We start from the raw sequence: 16,021 nt of genomic DNA, 5'->3' as shown, positions 1-16,021 counted from the left end.
CGCTGATCGGAACCACTGGCCATTGGGGTATTTTATATGAAGTTCTTTATCGATACCGCCGATGTCGCCGAGATCAAGGACCTCGCCGCCTCGGGCCTCCTGGATGGCGTCACGACGAATCCCTCGCTGATCATGAAGTCCGGCCGGCCCATGTTCGAGGTGATCAAGGAAGTCTGCGCCATCGTACCGGGCCCGGTCAGCGCCGAAACGGTCTCGACCGACCACAAGCGAATGCTTGAGGAAGGCAGGAAGCTCGCCAAGATCGCCAAGAACGTGGCGGTGAAAGTGCCGCTCACGCCCGACGGCCTCAGGACATGCAAGACGCTCTCGTCCGAAGGCACGATGGTCAACGTCACGCTCTGCTTCTCGGCGGCACAGGCGATGCTGGCCGCCAAGGCCGGCGCCACTTTCGTATCGCCTTTCGTCGGTCGTCTCGACGACATCGGACAGGACGGCATGGAGTTGATCGCGGAGATCATGACGATCTTCCGTCAGTACCCCGACTTCAAGACCCAGGTACTGGTCGCCTCGGTGCGGCATGGCCAGCACGTGGTGAAAGCCGCCAAGCTCGGCGCGCACGTCGCGACCATGCCACCCAATGTGCTGCGAGGTCTCTTCAAGCATGTGCTGACCGACAACGGCCTCAAGGCCTTCCTCGAAGACTGGGCCAAGACCGGCCAGTCGATCCTCTGACCACGAGGCGCAGGGGCATGGCGAGCGGGAGAGGGACTGACGGCACCGTGACCGCGCCCGACGGGTCGGGCCGGCAGGTGAAGGTAATCACGGCCGACGACGTCGTAGCCTATCTCAAGGCCCATCCGGATTTCTTCACCAAGCACGCCGATCTCGCGGGCGAGCTCGGTCTCGCCTCCGCGGTCCAGGGACCGGGCGTCATCGACATGCAACAGGCGATCCTGAAGCGCCTGCGCTCGGAGATCGATCGCCTGAAGAGCGAACGCACCGAGATCATCGCCAACTCCAAGCAGAACCAGATCGTCCAGAACCGCATCCAGGCGGCAGTGATCAGCATCATCCAGGCCACGACCTTCGAGAAGATGATTCATGTCGTCACCCACGAGCTGCCGGAGCTCCTGGATGTCGACTTCATCACGCTCGCGATCGAGGCCACGGCCGACGCGCCGAAGAAAGCGACGTCGGTGCGCGGTGTCTACGTGCTGGCGCCGGGTGCGATCGATGCGGCGATCGGCCCGGAAAAGCACGCCCGTCTGCGCAGCAACGTCAGCGGCGAGCAAGCCTTCTTCGGCGAGATCGCCCGCTTCGTCCAGTCCGACGTTCTGCTGCGGCTGCGTGTTTCCTCCGGCTCGCCCGACGGCGTGATGTGCTTCGGCTCGCGCAACCCCGAGGCGTTCGGTCCCGATATGGCGACCGAGCTTCTGTTCTTCCTGGCCAAGGTGTTGGAAAACACCATCCGAGCCTGGCTCGACCTGCCCGAGTAGCAGGTGCCCAAGAGTCTCGCGGCGGCAAATGAGGCGTGGCTGGACTGGCTGAAGAGCGAGCGTCGCCTCGCCGCACATACGCTGGTCGCCTACGAGCATGACGTCGCGCACTTCCTCGGCTTCATGAGTGGCTATCTCGGCGAGCCGCCGACGCTCGCTTCGCTGGCCGAGCTGAAGCCGGCCGAGTTTCGCGCCTGGCTGGCCGAGCGCACGCGTCAGGGCCTGGCGCGCAGCTCGACCGCCCGTGCTCTGTCCTCGGTGCGCTCCTTCTTCCGTTTCCTCGACAAGAACCGGCTCGCGCACAACGCCAGCATCGGCGTGCTTCAGACGCCCAGGTTGCCGCACTCGGTGCCGAAGGCGCTTTCGGAAGCCGATATGGACGAATTGCTCGAGACCGGGTCCGAGCAGGAACGCGAACCGTGGATCGACAAGCGCGATACCGCCGTTTTGCTGGTGCTCTATGGCGCCGGTCTGCGTATCGGCGAGGCGCTCGGACTCACCAAGGCGATGGTCGAAAGCCTCCTCAAATCGCGCCTCGACACACTGGCCGTCACAGGCAAGGGCCGCAAGACCAGGATCGTGCCCCTTCTGCCGCAAACGCTGGAAGCGCTGGCCGCCTATCGCGACGCCTGCCCCTATCTGTCGGCGCTCGACGGTAGCCATGCCTTCTTCCTCGGCGCGCGCGGCGGCCCGCTCGACCCCGCGATCGTGCAAAAGCGGGTGCGTGAGATCCGCCGCCAGCTCGGCCTGCCCGACTCCGTGACGCCGCATGCGCTGCGCCATTCCTTCGCCACCCATCTGCTGGGCGCCGGCGGCGATCTGCGCACGATCCAGGAGTTGCTGGGTCATGCCTCACTTTCGACAACCCAGCGCTACACCGACGTAGACACCGCCCGTCTCAACGCTGTCTATCGTGCCGCCCATCCCCGGGCGAAAGGGCGGTGACCTGCGCATTATTTCTCGAACGGAGTCGGGAATAAACCTCACTTCCGAGCGTCTCCCTCTCGTGCATCAACATCTGCACGGAGGAGATTCATGTTGAAATCGTTCGCCTTCACCGCCTTTGCCGTGACCTTCGCCGCCTCGGGCGCCGTCTTGGCCGCCGAGCCGGCCGCGATGGCACCGATGGCAAAGAACGGCATGTTCGTCGATGCCAAGGGCATGACGCTCTACACCTTCGACAAGGACACCGTGGGCAAGTCGGCCTGTAACGGCCCGTGCGCCAAGAACTGGCCGCCACTCCTGGTCGCCGATGGCGCCAAGGCGTCCGGCGACTGGTCCGTGATCACGCGCGACGACGGACTGAAGCAGTGGGCCTACAAGGGCAAGCCGCTCTACGGATGGGTCAAGGACACCAAGCCCGGGGACACAACGGGCGACGGTTTCCTGAACGGAGCCTGGCACACCGCGCGGCCCTGATGGAGGCTGGGGCGCCGGGCGAGCATCCGCGAACGCATCCCCGGCGCGCCAAGATTTCGGCGTAGACTATCGCCTCGAATGGCGGATATCGCAGCCCTTCTCGAGCAGCAGATCCCGGCGTTGCGCCGCTACGCCTATGCACTGCTGCGCGACCATGACCGGGCGGACGACCTGGTGCAGGATACGCTGGAGCGAGCCCTGTCCCGTTGGTCGCTGCGTCGGCAGGACGGCGACCTGCGCGCCTGGCTGTTCGCCATCCAGCGCAATCTCTATGTGAGCCGCTGGCGGCAGGACCGCCGCCGCGGCGCGCCCGTCGCGATGGAGGAAGCGCCGCTGCCCGCTGTCGCGCCGCGACAGGAGACCACGCTCGAGGTCCATGACGTGCTGGCGGCACTCGACCAGCTACCCGAGGAGCAGAAGTCGCTGCTGCTGCTGGTGGGCGTCGAGGACTTTTCCTACGCCGAGGCCGCGCGCCTCCTCGGCATGCCTGTCGGCACGGTGATGTCCAGCCTCTCGCGGGCACGCCAGCGGCTGCGCTCGATCGTCGAAACGGGTCGGACGAGATTGCTTCGGAGAGTGAAATGACCGGCAAGGATGCCGCGATCGTCGAGGACGACCTGCAGGCCTTAGTCGACGGCCGCCTCGCGACCGAGCGGCTGGCCGAGGTCGAGTCCTATCTCGCCCGGCATCCGGAGGTACGCGAGCGCGTGATGCTGGAGCAGCGCCAGCGGGCCGCACTGCGCGGCCAGCTCGAGAGCAAGTTCGCCGAACCGGTCCCGCCTCGACTGTGGATTGCCAATATCCAGGCGGCCAGGCGCCGTCGGTGGATGCGAGGCCTGGGCGCGGCCGCGGCGGGCCTGCTGCTGTTCGCTGCCGGCGCCGGCACGGGTTGGATGGCAAACGATCGGGATATGGGGTCGCCTGGCGCGCCGCCGGCCGCGACGGCAGTTGCCGAAAATGCCTCGGCCGCCTACCGCACCTTCGTGGTCGAGGTTGCCCATCCGGTCGAAGTCGACGCGCAGCACGAGGCGCATCTGCTGCAGTGGCTCTCGCGCCGACTGGGCAAGCCGCTGGTCGCGCCCGACCTCACGCCGTTCCGCTATCGCCTGATGGGTGGCCGCCTCCTGCCGTCGGGTAGCGGCGCGGCAGCACAGCTCATGTACGACGATCCGACGGGCAGGCGCCTTACCGTCTATGTCCGCGCCGCCCAAGGCAGCGAGACGGCGTTCCGCTTCTGGCACGAGGGCGAGACCTCGACCTTCGCCTGGATCGACCGGGGATTCGGCTTTGCTGTCACCGGCGCCGTCTCGCGCGACGAGTTGTTGCCGATCGCCGAGGCGGTCTATCACGGCTTCAGCGGCGGCGATCCGGGAACCAGGAAGAACTGACTGCGGGTCGCCCGCGTCACTTCGACGGATCGGTGAGATCGTCGAACTCCTGCAGATGGCGCGGGGCCCAACGATGGCTGCGGGCCTTGACGATCCAGCGCGACAGGACTGGCCAGCGGCGGCGGGCGACCTTCACATAGGAGCGGCCGGTTTCGAACTCGGTGGCGAAAAGGTAGAGGGCGAGCACGAAGAAGATCCAGCCCTGCAGGATCGGCAGCAGCCCGCCAATCACCGCCATTGCCAGGCAGGCGGCGATCGCGAGCGCCATCAACGGCTTGCGCATGACTGCCTGACCCTTGTCGTTGTCAACGGCTCACAAATGAATCGGCTTGTCCCAGGCGGCCAGCGCCGCCTCCTTCATCGCCTCGTTCACCGTGGGATGGGCGTGGCAAACACGACCAATGTCCTCGGCCGAGGCCGAGAACTCCATCGCCATCGCCGCCTCGGCGATCATGGTACCCGCCTCGGCACCGATGATGTGCACGCCCAGCACCTGGTCCGTCGCCTTGTCGGCCAATACCTTCACGAAGCCTTCGGTGGTGGCGTTGGCGCGGCTGCGCGGATCGGCGGTGAAAGGATACTTGCCGACCTTGTAGCCGATGCCGGCCGCCTTGAGCTGTTCCTCGGTCTTGCCGACCCATGCGACCTCTGGCTGGGTATAGATGATCGAAGGCACCAAGTCCCAGTTCACGTGGCCCTTCTGGCCGGCCAGCGTCTCGACGCAGGCGACCCCGTCCTCGCTCGCCTTGTGGGCGAGCATCGGTCCGTCGATCGCGTCGCCGATCGCATAGATACCGGGCACCGAAGTCTGGAAATGCGCATCGACCTCGATGCGGCCGCCCGGCGACAGCTTCACCCCGGCCTTGTCGAGGCCGAGGCCCTGGACATACGGCCGCCGGCCGATCGAGATGAGAACGACGTCGGTCTCCAAGGTCTCGGCGGCGCCGCCCTTCGCCGGTTCGACGGTGAGCGCAACGCCCGCAGCGGTCGGCTCGGCCCTGGTCACCTTCGAGCCGAGCCTGAACTTGAGGCCCTGCCTGGTGAGCGTGCGCTGCAAGTGCCTAGTCACCTCGTCGTCAACGCCCGGCGTGATACGGTCGAGGAACTCGACTACCGTCACGTCCGATCCGAGGCGGCGCCAGACCGATCCAAGCTCCAGGCCGATGATGCCGGCGCCCACCACCACGAGGCGCTTGGGCACCTCGGAAAGCTCGAGCGCGCCGGTCGATGAGACGATCTTCTTCTCGTCGATCCTGACGCCCGACAGAGGCGTCGCCTCCGAGCCCGACGCAATCAGGATATTCCTGGTCGAAAGCGTGTCCTTGACCGCGCCATCCTCGCCCAGAACGAGCACCGACCCGGCCCTCTCGATGCGGCCGCTGCCGCGGAACGTCGTGATCCTGTTCTTCCTGAACAGGAAGGCAACGCCCTTGGTCGTGGCGTCGACGACCTCGTTCTTGCGCTTCATGAGTTGCGCGAAGTCGAGCCTGGGAGCGTCGAGCAGCATGCCGTGCACCGCAAGATCGTGCGCCGCCTGCTCGAACAGATGCGACGACTGCAGCAGCGCCTTCGACGGGATGCAGCCGACATTGAGGCAAGTCCCGCCGAGGGTCGCGCGCTTTTCGACGACCGCGACGTTCATGCCGAGCTGCGCCGCCCGGATCGCCGCCACATAACCACCCGGACCGGCACCGATCACGACAAGATCAAAGGTTTCGTTTGCCATCGTCTATGCCGCTCCACACTCGATATCATCGCGAACGCACAACGAGGATGTTTCCTGTGGCCTGCGAGGATCCCTCAGGTCTCGTCCTCGCGATCACAGTTGTCGACCTCAGATCCCCAGAAGCAATCGCTCGGGATCCTCGATGCATTCCTTCACGCGCACCAGGAACAGCACAGCCTCGCGGCCGTCGATGATGCGGTGGTCGTAGGAAAGCGCCAGGTACATCATCGGCCGCACCTTGATCTCGCCGCCCACCACCATCGGCCGCTGCTGAATCTTGTGCATGCCGAGGATACCGGACTGCGGCGGGTTCAAGATCGGCGTCGACATCAGCGAGCCGTAGACGCCGCCGTTGGAGATGGTGAAGGTGCCGCCCGTCAGATCGGCAATGGAAAGCTTGCCGTCGCGCGCCTTGCGGCCGAGATCGGCGATGCCTTTCTCGATCTCGCCGAAGCCCAGGACGTCGGCATCACGCAGCACCGGCACGACGAGGCCGTTGGGTGTGCCCACCGCCACTCCGATGTCGTAGTAGTTCTTGTAGACGAGCTCGTCGCCCTCGATCTCCGCGTTGACCGCCGGCAGCTCCTTGAGACCGGCGATGCAGGCCTTGACGAAGAAGGACATGAAGCCCAGCCGCGCACCGTGCTTCTTCTCGAACTCCTCCTTCAGCCGCTCGCGCAACGCCATGACGCTGGACATGTCCACCTCGTTGAAGGTGGTGAGCATGGCGGCGGTGTTCTGCGCTTCCTTCAGGCGATTGGCGATGGTGCGGCGCAGCCGGGTCATCCGCACGCGTTCCTCGCGGTCGGCGCGCGGCCGCGGGCCGGCCGGAATGGCGGGCTTGGCCACGGGCGCCGCGCTCGGTGTGGGAACCGACTGGAGGGCGGCCAGCACGTCGGCCTTGGTGGCACGGCCGTCCTTGCCGGTAGGCTCGATCGCCGACTCGGCAACTCCCTTCTCGTCGGCGAGCTTGCGTGCCGCGGGACCCGAAGCGGCGAGGTTGGCGCCCGGTCCGACACCCGCCAGAACGGGCGCCGGGGCCGTGTGGACCGCAGGCGGCACGGCGACCGTGGGCTTTGGCGGAGGCGCGGCCGCAGCCGCCGCATCGGCCGGCACGGAAGGCGCCGCGCCACCTGCCTCGATATGGCAGAGCACGCCACCCACCTGGACCGTGGCGCCCTCGACCACGGCGAGGTCGGCCATGGTGCCGGCCACCGTCGCGTTGACCTCGACCGTCACCTTGTCGGTCTCGAGCTCGCATAGCGGCTGATCGATCGCTACCGGGTCCCCCGCCTTCACCAGCCATTTGGCGACGGTAGCCTCGGTGACGGATTCACCCAATGCCGGGACCTTGATCTCGACGGCCATGACGACAAACCTCCTTCGGCACCGCGCCGTCAGCCGACGGTGAGCGCGCGATCGACCAGATCGGCCTGTTCCTTGAGATGCGTGCGCAGCGAGCCAGTCGCCGGCGACGCCGCCTCGGGGCGACCGATATAGACGGGCCGCTTGCTGCTGACCTCGATGCCGGACAGGGAACGCTCGATGCGACGGTCGACGAAGTGCCAGGCACCCATGTTCTCGGGCTCCTCCTGGCACCACACGACCTCGGCGTTCGGATAGTGCGCGAGCCGCACACCGAGCCGCGTGATCGGGAACGGATAGAGCTGTTCTATGCGCAGGATGGCGATGTCGTCGATCTCGCGCTTGCGACGCTCGGCCAGCAGATCGAAGTAGACCTTGCCGCTGCACAGAATGACGCGGCGCACCTTCTCCCGGTCGGTCAATGTCTCGGTCTCGATCAGAATGCGCCGGAAGGACGAGCCGAGACCGAAATCGGCCAGCGTCGAAACGCATTCCTTGTGACGCAGCAACGACTTCGGCGTCATGACGATCAACGGCTTGCGGAAAGTGCGCCGCACCTGGCGACGCAATGCGTGGAAGTAGTTCGCAGGCGTGGTCGGCACCACCACTTGCCAATTGTCCTCGGCCGAGAGCTGCAGGTAGCGCTCCAGTCGCGCCGAACTATGCTCCGGGCCCTGCCCTTCGTAGCCGTGCGGCAGCAGCATCACGAGGCCGTTCATGCGCAGCCACTTGCTTTCGCCCGAGCACAGGAACTGATCAATGATGACCTGCGCGCCATTGGCAAAGTCGCCGAACTGCGCCTCCCACAGCACCAGCGCATTGGGCTCCGCTGAGGAGTAGCCGTACTCGAAGCCCAGCACTCCGGCCTCGCTCAACGGGCTGTCGATTACCTCGAAGCGCGCCTGGTCGGCCGCGACATTGTTGAGCGGCACGTACTTGTTCTCGTTGCTCTGGTCGATCAGCACCGAATGGCGCTGGGAGAAGGTGCCGCGACCGGTATCCTGGCCGCTCAGACGCACCGGCGTGCCCTCGACCAGGAGCGTGCCGAAGGCCAACGCCTCGCCCATTGCCCAGTCGATGTCCTTGCCCGTCTCGATGGTCTTGCGTTTCTCCTGCAGCAGACGCGCAATCTTGCGGTTGAGGTCGAAGTTGGCAGGCGGCTGCGACACCGCCTTACCGACAGTGACGAGGTCCCCCATCTCCACCGCGGTCATGCCCTTGCGGTCTTCCTCTCCTGGCGCAACGGTAAAGCCCGTCCACTTGCCTTCGAGCCAGTCGGCCTTGTTGGGCTTGTAGTTGGCGGCGGCCTCCAGTGCCTCGTCGAGCTTCTGGCGCAGTTCCGCGTCCATTGCCGCAACATCGGCCGGCGTCACGACGCCTTCGGCCTCGAGCTGGGCCGCATAGACCTGCTTCACCGTCTTGTGGCCACCGATCTCCTTGTACATCAGCGGCTGCGTAAACATCGGCTCGTCCGACTCGTTGTGCCCGTAGCGGCGATAGCAGAACATGTCGATTACGATGTCGCGCTTGAAGCGCTGGCGGAACTCGGTCGCGATGCGGCAGGCATGGACCACCGCCTCCGGGTGATCGCCGTTCACGTGCAGGATCGGCGCCTGCACGATCTTGGCGACTTCCGTGCAGTAGGGCCCGGAGCGCGAATAGGTCGGTAGCGTCGTGAAGCCGATCTGGTTGTTGACCACGAGATGAATCGTGCCGCCGATGCGGTAGCCGCCGAGATCACTGAGGTCGAGGCTCTCGGCCACCAGCCCCTGACCGGCGAATGCCGCATCGCCGTGCATCAGGATCGCCATTACCTGCCCGCGCTCGCCGTCGCCGCGCTGGTCCTGCTTGGCCCGGGCCTTGCCCAGCACGACAGGGTTCACCGCCTCGAGATGCGACGGATTGGGCGCGAGCGAGAGGTGGATGACGTTGCCGTCGAATTCCCGGTCGGCCGAGGCGCCCAGGTGATACTTGACGTCGCCGGAGCCACGCATCTCCTCCGGCAGCGAGGGCCGCCCCTGGAATTCCGAGAACAGCGCCGTGTAGCTCTTGTGCATCACGTGCACGAGCGTGTTGAGGCGGCCGCGATGGGGCATGCCGATCACGACCTCGCGTACGCCGAGCTGGCCGCCGCGCTTGAGGATCTGTTCGACGCCCGGGATCAGCGACTCGCCACCGTCGAGGCCGAAGCGCTTCGTCCCCACGAACTTGATGCCGAGGTACTTCTCGAGCCCCTCTGCTTCGACCACGCGCTGAAGGATCATGCGCCGGCCTTCAAGCGTGAAATCGGTTCGGTTCTCGATATGCTCGATGCGCTCCTGGATCCACGCCTTCTGGTCCGGATCGGCGATGTGCATGTATTCGACGCCGATCTTGCCGCAATAGGTCTTGCGCAGCCGATCCATGATCTGGCGCAGCGTGGCAGCGTCGCCCAGCCCCAGGGCGCCGAAGATCAGGATCGGGCGTTCCCAGTCGGTCTCGCCAAAGCCGTAGGTCGCGGGATCGAGCTCGCGATGCGGCGCCTGCTTCACCAGGCCCAGCGGATCGAGATCCGCCTCGAGATGGCCGCGAATGCGATAGGAACGGATCAACAGGAAAGCACGCGACGTGTCGAAGGCGGCCGCGCGGATCGCTTCCTCGCCCTGGCCGGCGAGCGGCATTGCGAATGCGGTGCCATTGCCGGCCTTGACGTTGAGATTGGCGGCCGCGCGGGGCATCTCGGTGTCGGGAACATCGATCACGCGCGCGCCGTTGGGCGCCCAGGAAGCGCCACGCATTTCGGCCAGGACGTCGCCGCGCTTTTCGGCCAGCGCCTCGAAGAAGGTGCGCCAGTCTGCGTCGACACGACTCGGATCATCGAGGAAGCGCGCATAGAGCTCCTCGATGAACGGCGCGTTAGCGCCGAACAGGAACGATGTCTGTTCTGCCTGCATGGCCGTCAGCTCCTTCAGCGCCCTGTCCTTGTCCTATCTTCCCTGCTCCGCGGCAACGGAGGGCCGAACGCAAAAGATAGTCAGCCTTTCATGGCCTTGAGCATTTGCGCGCCCAATGCGGCCGGCGAATCGGCAACCTTGATGCCGGCGGAACGCATGGCCGCGACCTTGAACTCCGCCGTGTCGTGGCCGGCCGAGATAACGGCGCCGGCATGGCCCATGCGGCGGCCCGGCGGTGCGGTGCGCCCGGCGATGAAGCCGACGACCGGCTTCGTGGTCTTGGATGCCTTGATGAACTCGGCGCCCTTCACCTCCGCGTCGCCGCCGATCTCGCCGATCATGACAATGCCCTCGGTCTCGGGATCGCCGAGCAGCATCTCGAGGCATTCGACGAAGTTGGTGCCGTTCACCGGATCGCCGCCGATGCCGATGCAGGTCGTCTGGCCGAGGCCGACCGCAGTGGTCTGCGCCACCGCCTCGTAGGTGAGCGTGCCCGATCGCGAGATGATGCCGATCTTGCCGCGCTTGTGGATATGGCCCGGCATGATACCGATCTTGCACTCGCCCGGCGTGATGACACCGGGACAGTTGGGGCCGATCAGTCGCGACTTGGAGCCGGTGAGCGCACGCTTCACCTTGACCATGTCGATGACCGGAATGCCCTCGGTTATGCAGACGATCAGCGGAAGCCCCGCGTCGATCGCCTCCAGGATCGAGTCGGCGGCGAACGGCGGCGGCACGTAAATGACGCTCGCTGTGCAGCCGGTCTTGGCGACCGCCTCGGCCACCGTGTCGAACACAGGCAGATCGAGATGGGTAGTACCACCCTTGCCCGGTGTGACACCACCGACCATCGCGGTGCCATAGGCGATCGCCTGCTCGGTATGGAAGGTGCCCTGGCTGCCGGTGATGCCCTGGCAGATGACTTTGGTGTTCTTGTCGACGAGGACGGCCATCAGTTGGACTCCTTGACCGCCTGGACAATCTTCTGCGCGGCATCGGCGAGATTTTCCGCCGAGGTGATCTTGAGGCCGGACTCCTTCAGGATCTTCTTACCCAGATCGACGTTGGTCCCTTCCAGCCGCACTACCAGCGGAACGTGCAGATTGACCTCGCGCGCGGCGGCCACCACGCCCTCGGCGATCACGTCGCAGCGCATGATGCCGCCGAAGATGTTGACCAGAATGCCTTCGACATTGGGATCCTTGAGGATGATCTTGAAGGCCGCCGTCACCCGCTCCTTGGTGGCGCCGCCGCCGACATCGAGGAAATTCGCGGGGGCCGATCCGTAGAGCTTGATGATGTCCATGGTCGCCATGGCGAGGCCCGCGCCGTTCACCATGCAGCCAATCTCGCCGTCGAGCTTGACGTAGTTCAGCGCATACTTCGCGGCCTCGGTCTCGGCCGGATCCTCCTCGTCGACGTCGCGCAGATCCTCCAGCTCCTTGTGCCGGTAGAGCGCGTTGTCGTCGAAGTTAATCTTGGCATCGAGTGCGATCACATCGCCGGCTTCCGTCACGACCAGCGGATTGATCTCGATCAGCGAGCAGTCGAGCTCGACGAAGGCCCGGTAGAGGCCGCCCAGCAGGTTGACGAAATTGTTGACCTGCTTGCCGGCAAGGCCGAGCGCGAAGGCGATCTTGCGGCCCTGGTAGCTTTGATAGCCCGCCGCGGGATCGATCGCCTGCGTGACGATCTTCTCCGGCGTGTCGTGCGCCACCGTCTCGATATCCATGCCGCCGGACGTCGAGGCGACGACGGAGATGCGGCCGACCGCGCGATCCACGAGCAGCGAGAGGTAGAGCTCGCGCTTGATGTCGCAGCCTTCTTCGATATAGAGCCGCCTCACCGTCTTGCCGGCCGGGCCGGTCTGCTTGGTGACGAGTTCATGGCCCAGCATCGCAGCGGCGTTCTCGCCCACTTCGTCGAGCGACTTCACGACCCGCACGCCGCCCTTGCCCTTGGGATCGTCCTTGAATTTGCCCGCCCCCCGACCTCCGGCATGGATCTGGGCCTTCACGACCGTCACCGGACTGCCCAGCTTCCGCGCGACGTCCATCGCCTCGTCCCTGGTGTAGGCAACGCCCCCTTTCAGCAGGGGAACGGCGAACTTGGCCAGTAAAGCCTTGGCCTGATACTCGTGAATATTCATGGAGTCCTGTCGTTCGGGACCGAGTGCAAGAAGCGTCGAAGGCTTTAAGTTGCAAAACGCAACTTATCGATGCCTGCGGCACTTTATGGGTGCCACAGCGGCTTTGCAACGACCGACTGATGACCCTTTTGCCGCCGCACGAACGCGGCGCACGGTGCGTGCAAACTACGCTCCGGCAACGATCTTTCTCGTCGCCTCGACCAGCGACTTCACGGCCGCGACCGACTTGTCGAACATCGCCTTCTCGTCGGCGTTGAACGACACCTCGACCACCTTCTCGACGCCATCCTTGCCGATCACGACCGGCACGCCGATGTAGAGACCCTTCACCCCATATTCGCCATTCAGCATGGCGGCGCAGGGGATCACGCGCTTCTTGTCCTTGAGATAGGCCTCGGCCATCGAGATCGCGGAAGCCGCCGGCGCATAGAAGGCCGAGCCGGTCTTGAGCAGGCCCACGATCTCTGCGCCGCCGTCACGCGTGCGCTGAACGATCTTGTCGAGCCGCTCCTGGGAGGTCCAACCCATCTTGACGAGGTCGGGCAGCGGAATTCCTGCGATCGTCGAATAGCGAACCAGCGGCACCATCGTGTCGCCGTGGCCGCCCAGCACGAAGGCCGTGACGTCCTGCACCGACACCTTGAACTCTTCGGCGAGGAACAGGCGGAAGCGCGATGAATCGAGCACGCCCGCCATGCCGACCACGCGCTTGGCAGGGAAGCCCGTGACTTCCTGCATCAGCCCGACCATCGCATCGAGCGGGTTGGTGATCACGATTACGAAGGCGTTGGGCGCATTCTCCTTGATGCCCTTGCCGACCGCGTTGATCACCTTGGCGTTGATGCCGACCAGGTCGTCACGCGTCATGCCGGGTTTGCGCGGCACGCCCGCCGTCACGATCACGACATCGGCGCCGGCAATGTCCTTGTAATTGGCCGAACCGGAATAGTTCGCGTCGAAGCCCTCGACCGGCGAGAGCTGCGCGATATCGAGCGCCTTGCCCTTGGCGATACCTTCGGCGTCGGGAATGTCGAAGAGCACGATGTCGCCCAGGTCTTTCTGGCCGGCGAGTAGAGCGAGGGTGCCGCCGATTTGTCCGGCGCCGATCAGCGCGATCTTCTTGCGAGCCATGCGAATCTCCATTTTTCCAAGGGCGGCGCGTGGTAGCGCGATTCGGCTGAAGCGGCAAGGCAGGCTCCTTCGAGTCTCACCGCGTCCCATCCGAATACGGCGCGGCCGCCGGATATTTCGAGAACTCCCGCCGGGCTATGTCCACGCCCGCAATAACGCAAAGGAGCTCACCATGTCCAAGGAACAGGACAACAAGGCCATCGTTGGTCGCTGGTTCAAGGATTTCTGGGGCAATCCCTGGAGGCCCGCGATCGTCGAGGAACTCGCCGCATCCGATATTCTCCTGCAGTATTCCCTGCATGAACCGCGGCGCGGTCGCGACGACGTGAAGCAATTCATGATCGGCTTCCGCGAGGCCTTTCCCGACCTGCATTTCGAGGGCGCAGCGGATCTCATTGCGGAAGACGACTACGTGGTCGGGCGCTGGAAGGGCGGCGGCACACACACCGGGCCGGCCTTCAGCGATTTCCTCGTCGGCTCCCTTCCTGCCGCGTCCGGCCGCAAGATGTACTTCACGGGAACCACGGTGCTACGCGTCGCGAACGGCAAGATCGCCGAGGAGATCGGCCTCGATGACGGCGTGACGGCGCTCCAGCAACTCGGCCTCTTGAAGGCGGCCTGACCGGCCACCACGACCCTTCCCCAGCTGGGTGGGGAAGGGTCAGACCGGATGGCGGCCAAGATGCGCCAGCAGCAGGCCGACGGCCTTGGCCGGCACTTGATCCATGATGAAATGGCCGACCCCCGGCAGCACTTCCATGCCGTAGGCGGCACCGACGAATTCCCTGGTGCCATGGGCGGCATCGGGGCCAACGGTCGCATCGGCGTCACCCCAGATGTAGAGCGTCGGCACTTTCACCTCGCCGACCTCGGCCGCCAGACCCTTGTTTGCGCGATACCACGCCAAGGCGGCTTCGAGCGCCTGCGGACTTCCCAACACGCTGAGATGCTCCTCGATCGCTGCCTGCGGCACGCCTTGCCGGGCAAGGTTGCGCCGAAGCCGGCGGGCATTGTCTTCGAGCAACATCTGTCCCGTCTCGGGCTCGAGAAACTTGCGGTGATGGCGCGAGCGATGCTTCTGGTCCCCGTCCTCCTTCAGGAGCGCCCGGCGGAACGATGACGGATGCGGCCGCGACAGGACGGTGAGCGAGGCGAGCCGCTCGGGATGCTTGCCCGCCACGCCCCACGCTACCTGACCGCCCCAGTCATGACCGACCAGATGAAAGCGCTTGCCGGCGGCACCCGATGCATCGGCAATGTCGACCGCATCGGCGATCAGCTTGCCGAAGGCATAGCTCGAAAGGACCTTCGGATCCGGCCGCGCACCCGGCGAGTATCCCCGTTGATCGGGAGCCACGGCACGATGGCCTGCTTTCGCGAGTTCCGGCAGGGCGGCGCGCCAACTGTGCCGCGATTCGGGAAAGCCGTGCAGCAGCAATACGAGATCACCGCCGTCCGGACCGGTGACGTCAGCGGTGAACGTGAATCCCGAACGGGTCTTCAATCCAACGGTTTCAACCATCCGGTCATGTTACACCGTTGGCCTTGAACCAGGCGAGGCAGCGCTTCCAGCCATCTTCCGCCGCCTCCTTGCGATAGGAAGGGCGGTTGTCGGCATTGAAGGCGTGACCCGCATCCGGATAGATGTGAATGTCGGACTTCGTCGCCGAAGGATTGCTCGAATCCTTGAGGGCGGAGCGCATCCTCTCGATGGACTCCGCTGTGATGATGCTGTCGGTGCCGCCGTAGAGGCCGAGGACGGGTCCGTGCAGTTGGTTCACGATGTCGATCGGATTGCGGGGCGTGAGCGGTGTGACCTTGCTGCCGAGTGGTCCGTACCAGGCGACCGCCGCCTTGATCCCGGGATTGTGTGCATCGTACAGCCAGGTGATCCGGCCGCCCCAGCAGAAGCCCGTGATGCCGAGCTTGGACGTGTCGGCCTTGCCCTCGGCCTTGGCGAAGGCGACCGTGGAGTCGAAATCGCCCATCACCTGCTCATCGGATGTCTTGGACATGTAGTCCCTGATCAAGACTTGCGAGTCGGCAACCTTCGTGGCATCGCCCTGGCGGAAGTAGAGATCCGGCGCGATCGCGTAGTAGCCGACCTTGGCGAAGCGCCGGCACATGTCGGCGATATGGGCGTGCACGCCGAAAATCTCCTGCACGACCAGGACCGTGCCGAAGCCCTCGCCGGAAGCCGGCATGGCACGATAGGCCATCATTTCCCTGCCGTCCGACGTCTTTACCGAGACCGCGCCCGCGGCGAGACCGTCGGATGGCGTCACGATCACCGTCTGTGCCTCGACCGGCTGAACCGCCAACGCGTAGGAGGCACCGAAGGCAGCGGTCCCGAACAGCGCATCGCGGCGGGAAATATTATCGCCGAGGGAGCGTCGATCGCCATCCATGCCGCGCCTCCTGGAGTGGATCGGAACCCGAAGCCTAGGGCC

16 protein-coding genes are annotated in these 16,021 nt (G+C 65.2%); 7 read left to right on the top strand and 9 right to left on the bottom strand.

All coding sequences use genetic code 11. The features are described 5' to 3' along the window. Nucleotides 1–36: 36 nt before the first annotated feature. The 6 genes from fsa (at nucleotide 37) to VH499_RS22605 (ending at nucleotide 4,264) form a co-directional block, all read left to right on the top strand. The gene (gene fsa, locus VH499_RS22630) at nucleotides 37–693 is read left to right on the top strand and encodes a fructose-6-phosphate aldolase (protein WP_332055033.1); all 657 of its coding nucleotides are present in this window, start codon (nucleotides 37–39) and stop codon (nucleotides 691–693) included. 17 nt (nucleotides 694–710) lie between these two features. Then, nucleotides 711–1,457, top strand: a complete 747-nt coding sequence (locus VH499_RS22625) for a DUF484 family protein (RefSeq protein ID WP_332055032.1) — start codon at nucleotides 711–713, stop codon at nucleotides 1,455–1,457. 3 nt (nucleotides 1,458–1,460) lie between these two features. Further along, a complete protein-coding gene (locus VH499_RS22620) occupies nucleotides 1,461–2,402 on the top strand; it encodes a tyrosine recombinase XerC (protein ID WP_332055031.1) in 942 nt (313 codons plus the stop codon). 90 nt (nucleotides 2,403–2,492) lie between these two features. Continuing rightward, on the top strand, nucleotides 2,493–2,876 hold the full coding sequence (locus tag VH499_RS22615; protein ID WP_332055030.1) for a hypothetical protein: 384 nt from the start codon (nucleotides 2,493–2,495) through the stop codon (nucleotides 2,874–2,876). 78 nt (nucleotides 2,877–2,954) lie between these two features. Next, nucleotides 2,955–3,461 (top strand): sigma-70 family RNA polymerase sigma factor, encoded by a 507-nt coding sequence (locus tag VH499_RS22610; RefSeq protein ID WP_332055029.1) that lies wholly within the window; start codon nucleotides 2,955–2,957, stop codon nucleotides 3,459–3,461. Continuing rightward, entirely contained in the window at nucleotides 3,458–4,264 is an 807-nt protein-coding gene (locus VH499_RS22605; RefSeq protein WP_332055028.1) for an anti-sigma factor, read from the top strand. Before VH499_RS22610 ends, VH499_RS22605 begins: the two co-directional genes overlap by 4 nt. Nucleotides 4,265–4,280: 16 nt before the next feature. Here VH499_RS22605 and VH499_RS22600 read toward each other — a convergent pair whose 3' ends face one another. The 7 genes from VH499_RS22600 to mdh all read right to left on the bottom strand — a co-directional run bounded on the left by VH499_RS22600 (nucleotide 4,281) and on the right by mdh (nucleotide 13,571). After that, the gene (locus VH499_RS22600; protein ID WP_332055027.1) at nucleotides 4,281–4,547 is read right to left on the bottom strand and encodes a hypothetical protein; all 267 of its coding nucleotides are present in this window, start codon (nucleotides 4,545–4,547) and stop codon (nucleotides 4,281–4,283) included. 30 nt (nucleotides 4,548–4,577) lie between these two features. Next, nucleotides 4,578–5,990, bottom strand: a complete 1,413-nt coding sequence (lpdA, locus tag VH499_RS22595; protein WP_332055026.1) for a dihydrolipoyl dehydrogenase — start codon at nucleotides 5,988–5,990, stop codon at nucleotides 4,578–4,580. 108 nt (nucleotides 5,991–6,098) lie between these two features. Then, on the bottom strand, nucleotides 6,099–7,358 hold the full coding sequence (odhB, locus tag VH499_RS22590; RefSeq protein ID WP_332055025.1) for a 2-oxoglutarate dehydrogenase complex dihydrolipoyllysine-residue succinyltransferase: 1,260 nt from the start codon (nucleotides 7,356–7,358) through the stop codon (nucleotides 6,099–6,101). Nucleotides 7,359–7,387: 29 nt separating this feature from the next. Further along, a complete protein-coding gene (locus VH499_RS22585) occupies nucleotides 7,388–10,288 on the bottom strand; it encodes a 2-oxoglutarate dehydrogenase E1 component (protein ID WP_332055024.1) in 2,901 nt (966 codons plus the stop codon). Nucleotides 10,289–10,368: 80 nt separating this feature from the next. Continuing rightward, nucleotides 10,369–11,244, bottom strand: coding sequence for a succinate--CoA ligase subunit alpha (gene sucD, locus VH499_RS22580; protein WP_332055023.1), 876 nt, complete (start codon nucleotides 11,242–11,244; stop codon nucleotides 10,369–10,371). Further along, nucleotides 11,244–12,440, bottom strand: coding sequence for an ADP-forming succinate--CoA ligase subunit beta (sucC, locus tag VH499_RS22575; protein ID WP_332055022.1), 1,197 nt, complete (start codon nucleotides 12,438–12,440; stop codon nucleotides 11,244–11,246). The genes sucD and sucC overlap by 1 nt, the downstream gene beginning before the upstream one ends. Before the next feature lie 165 nt (nucleotides 12,441–12,605). After that, entirely contained in the window at nucleotides 12,606–13,571 is a 966-nt protein-coding gene (mdh, locus tag VH499_RS22570) for a malate dehydrogenase (protein ID WP_332055021.1), read from the bottom strand. Between the two features lie 172 nt (nucleotides 13,572–13,743). Here mdh and VH499_RS22565 point away from each other — a divergent pair, with 172 nt between their 5' ends. Beyond that, the gene (locus tag VH499_RS22565; RefSeq protein ID WP_332055020.1) at nucleotides 13,744–14,193 is read left to right on the top strand and encodes an ester cyclase; all 450 of its coding nucleotides are present in this window, start codon (nucleotides 13,744–13,746) and stop codon (nucleotides 14,191–14,193) included. A gap of 39 nt (nucleotides 14,194–14,232) precedes the next feature. On the opposite strand, the gene VH499_RS22560 is transcribed toward VH499_RS22565, so the two are convergent. Beyond that, a complete protein-coding gene (locus VH499_RS22560) occupies nucleotides 14,233–15,093 on the bottom strand; it encodes an alpha/beta hydrolase (protein ID WP_332055019.1) in 861 nt (286 codons plus the stop codon). Nucleotides 15,094–15,097: 4 nt separating this feature from the next. Further along, nucleotides 15,098–15,979 (bottom strand): dienelactone hydrolase family protein, encoded by an 882-nt coding sequence (locus VH499_RS22555; protein ID WP_332055018.1) that lies wholly within the window; start codon nucleotides 15,977–15,979, stop codon nucleotides 15,098–15,100. Between the last annotated feature and the right edge of the window lie 42 nt (nucleotides 15,980–16,021).

It is taken from the genome of Reyranella sp., assembly GCF_036558665.1.
Taxonomy (GTDB): Bacteria; Pseudomonadota; Alphaproteobacteria; order Reyranellales; family Reyranellaceae; genus Reyranella.
This window is presented reverse-complemented; position numbering and strand designations above follow the sequence as displayed.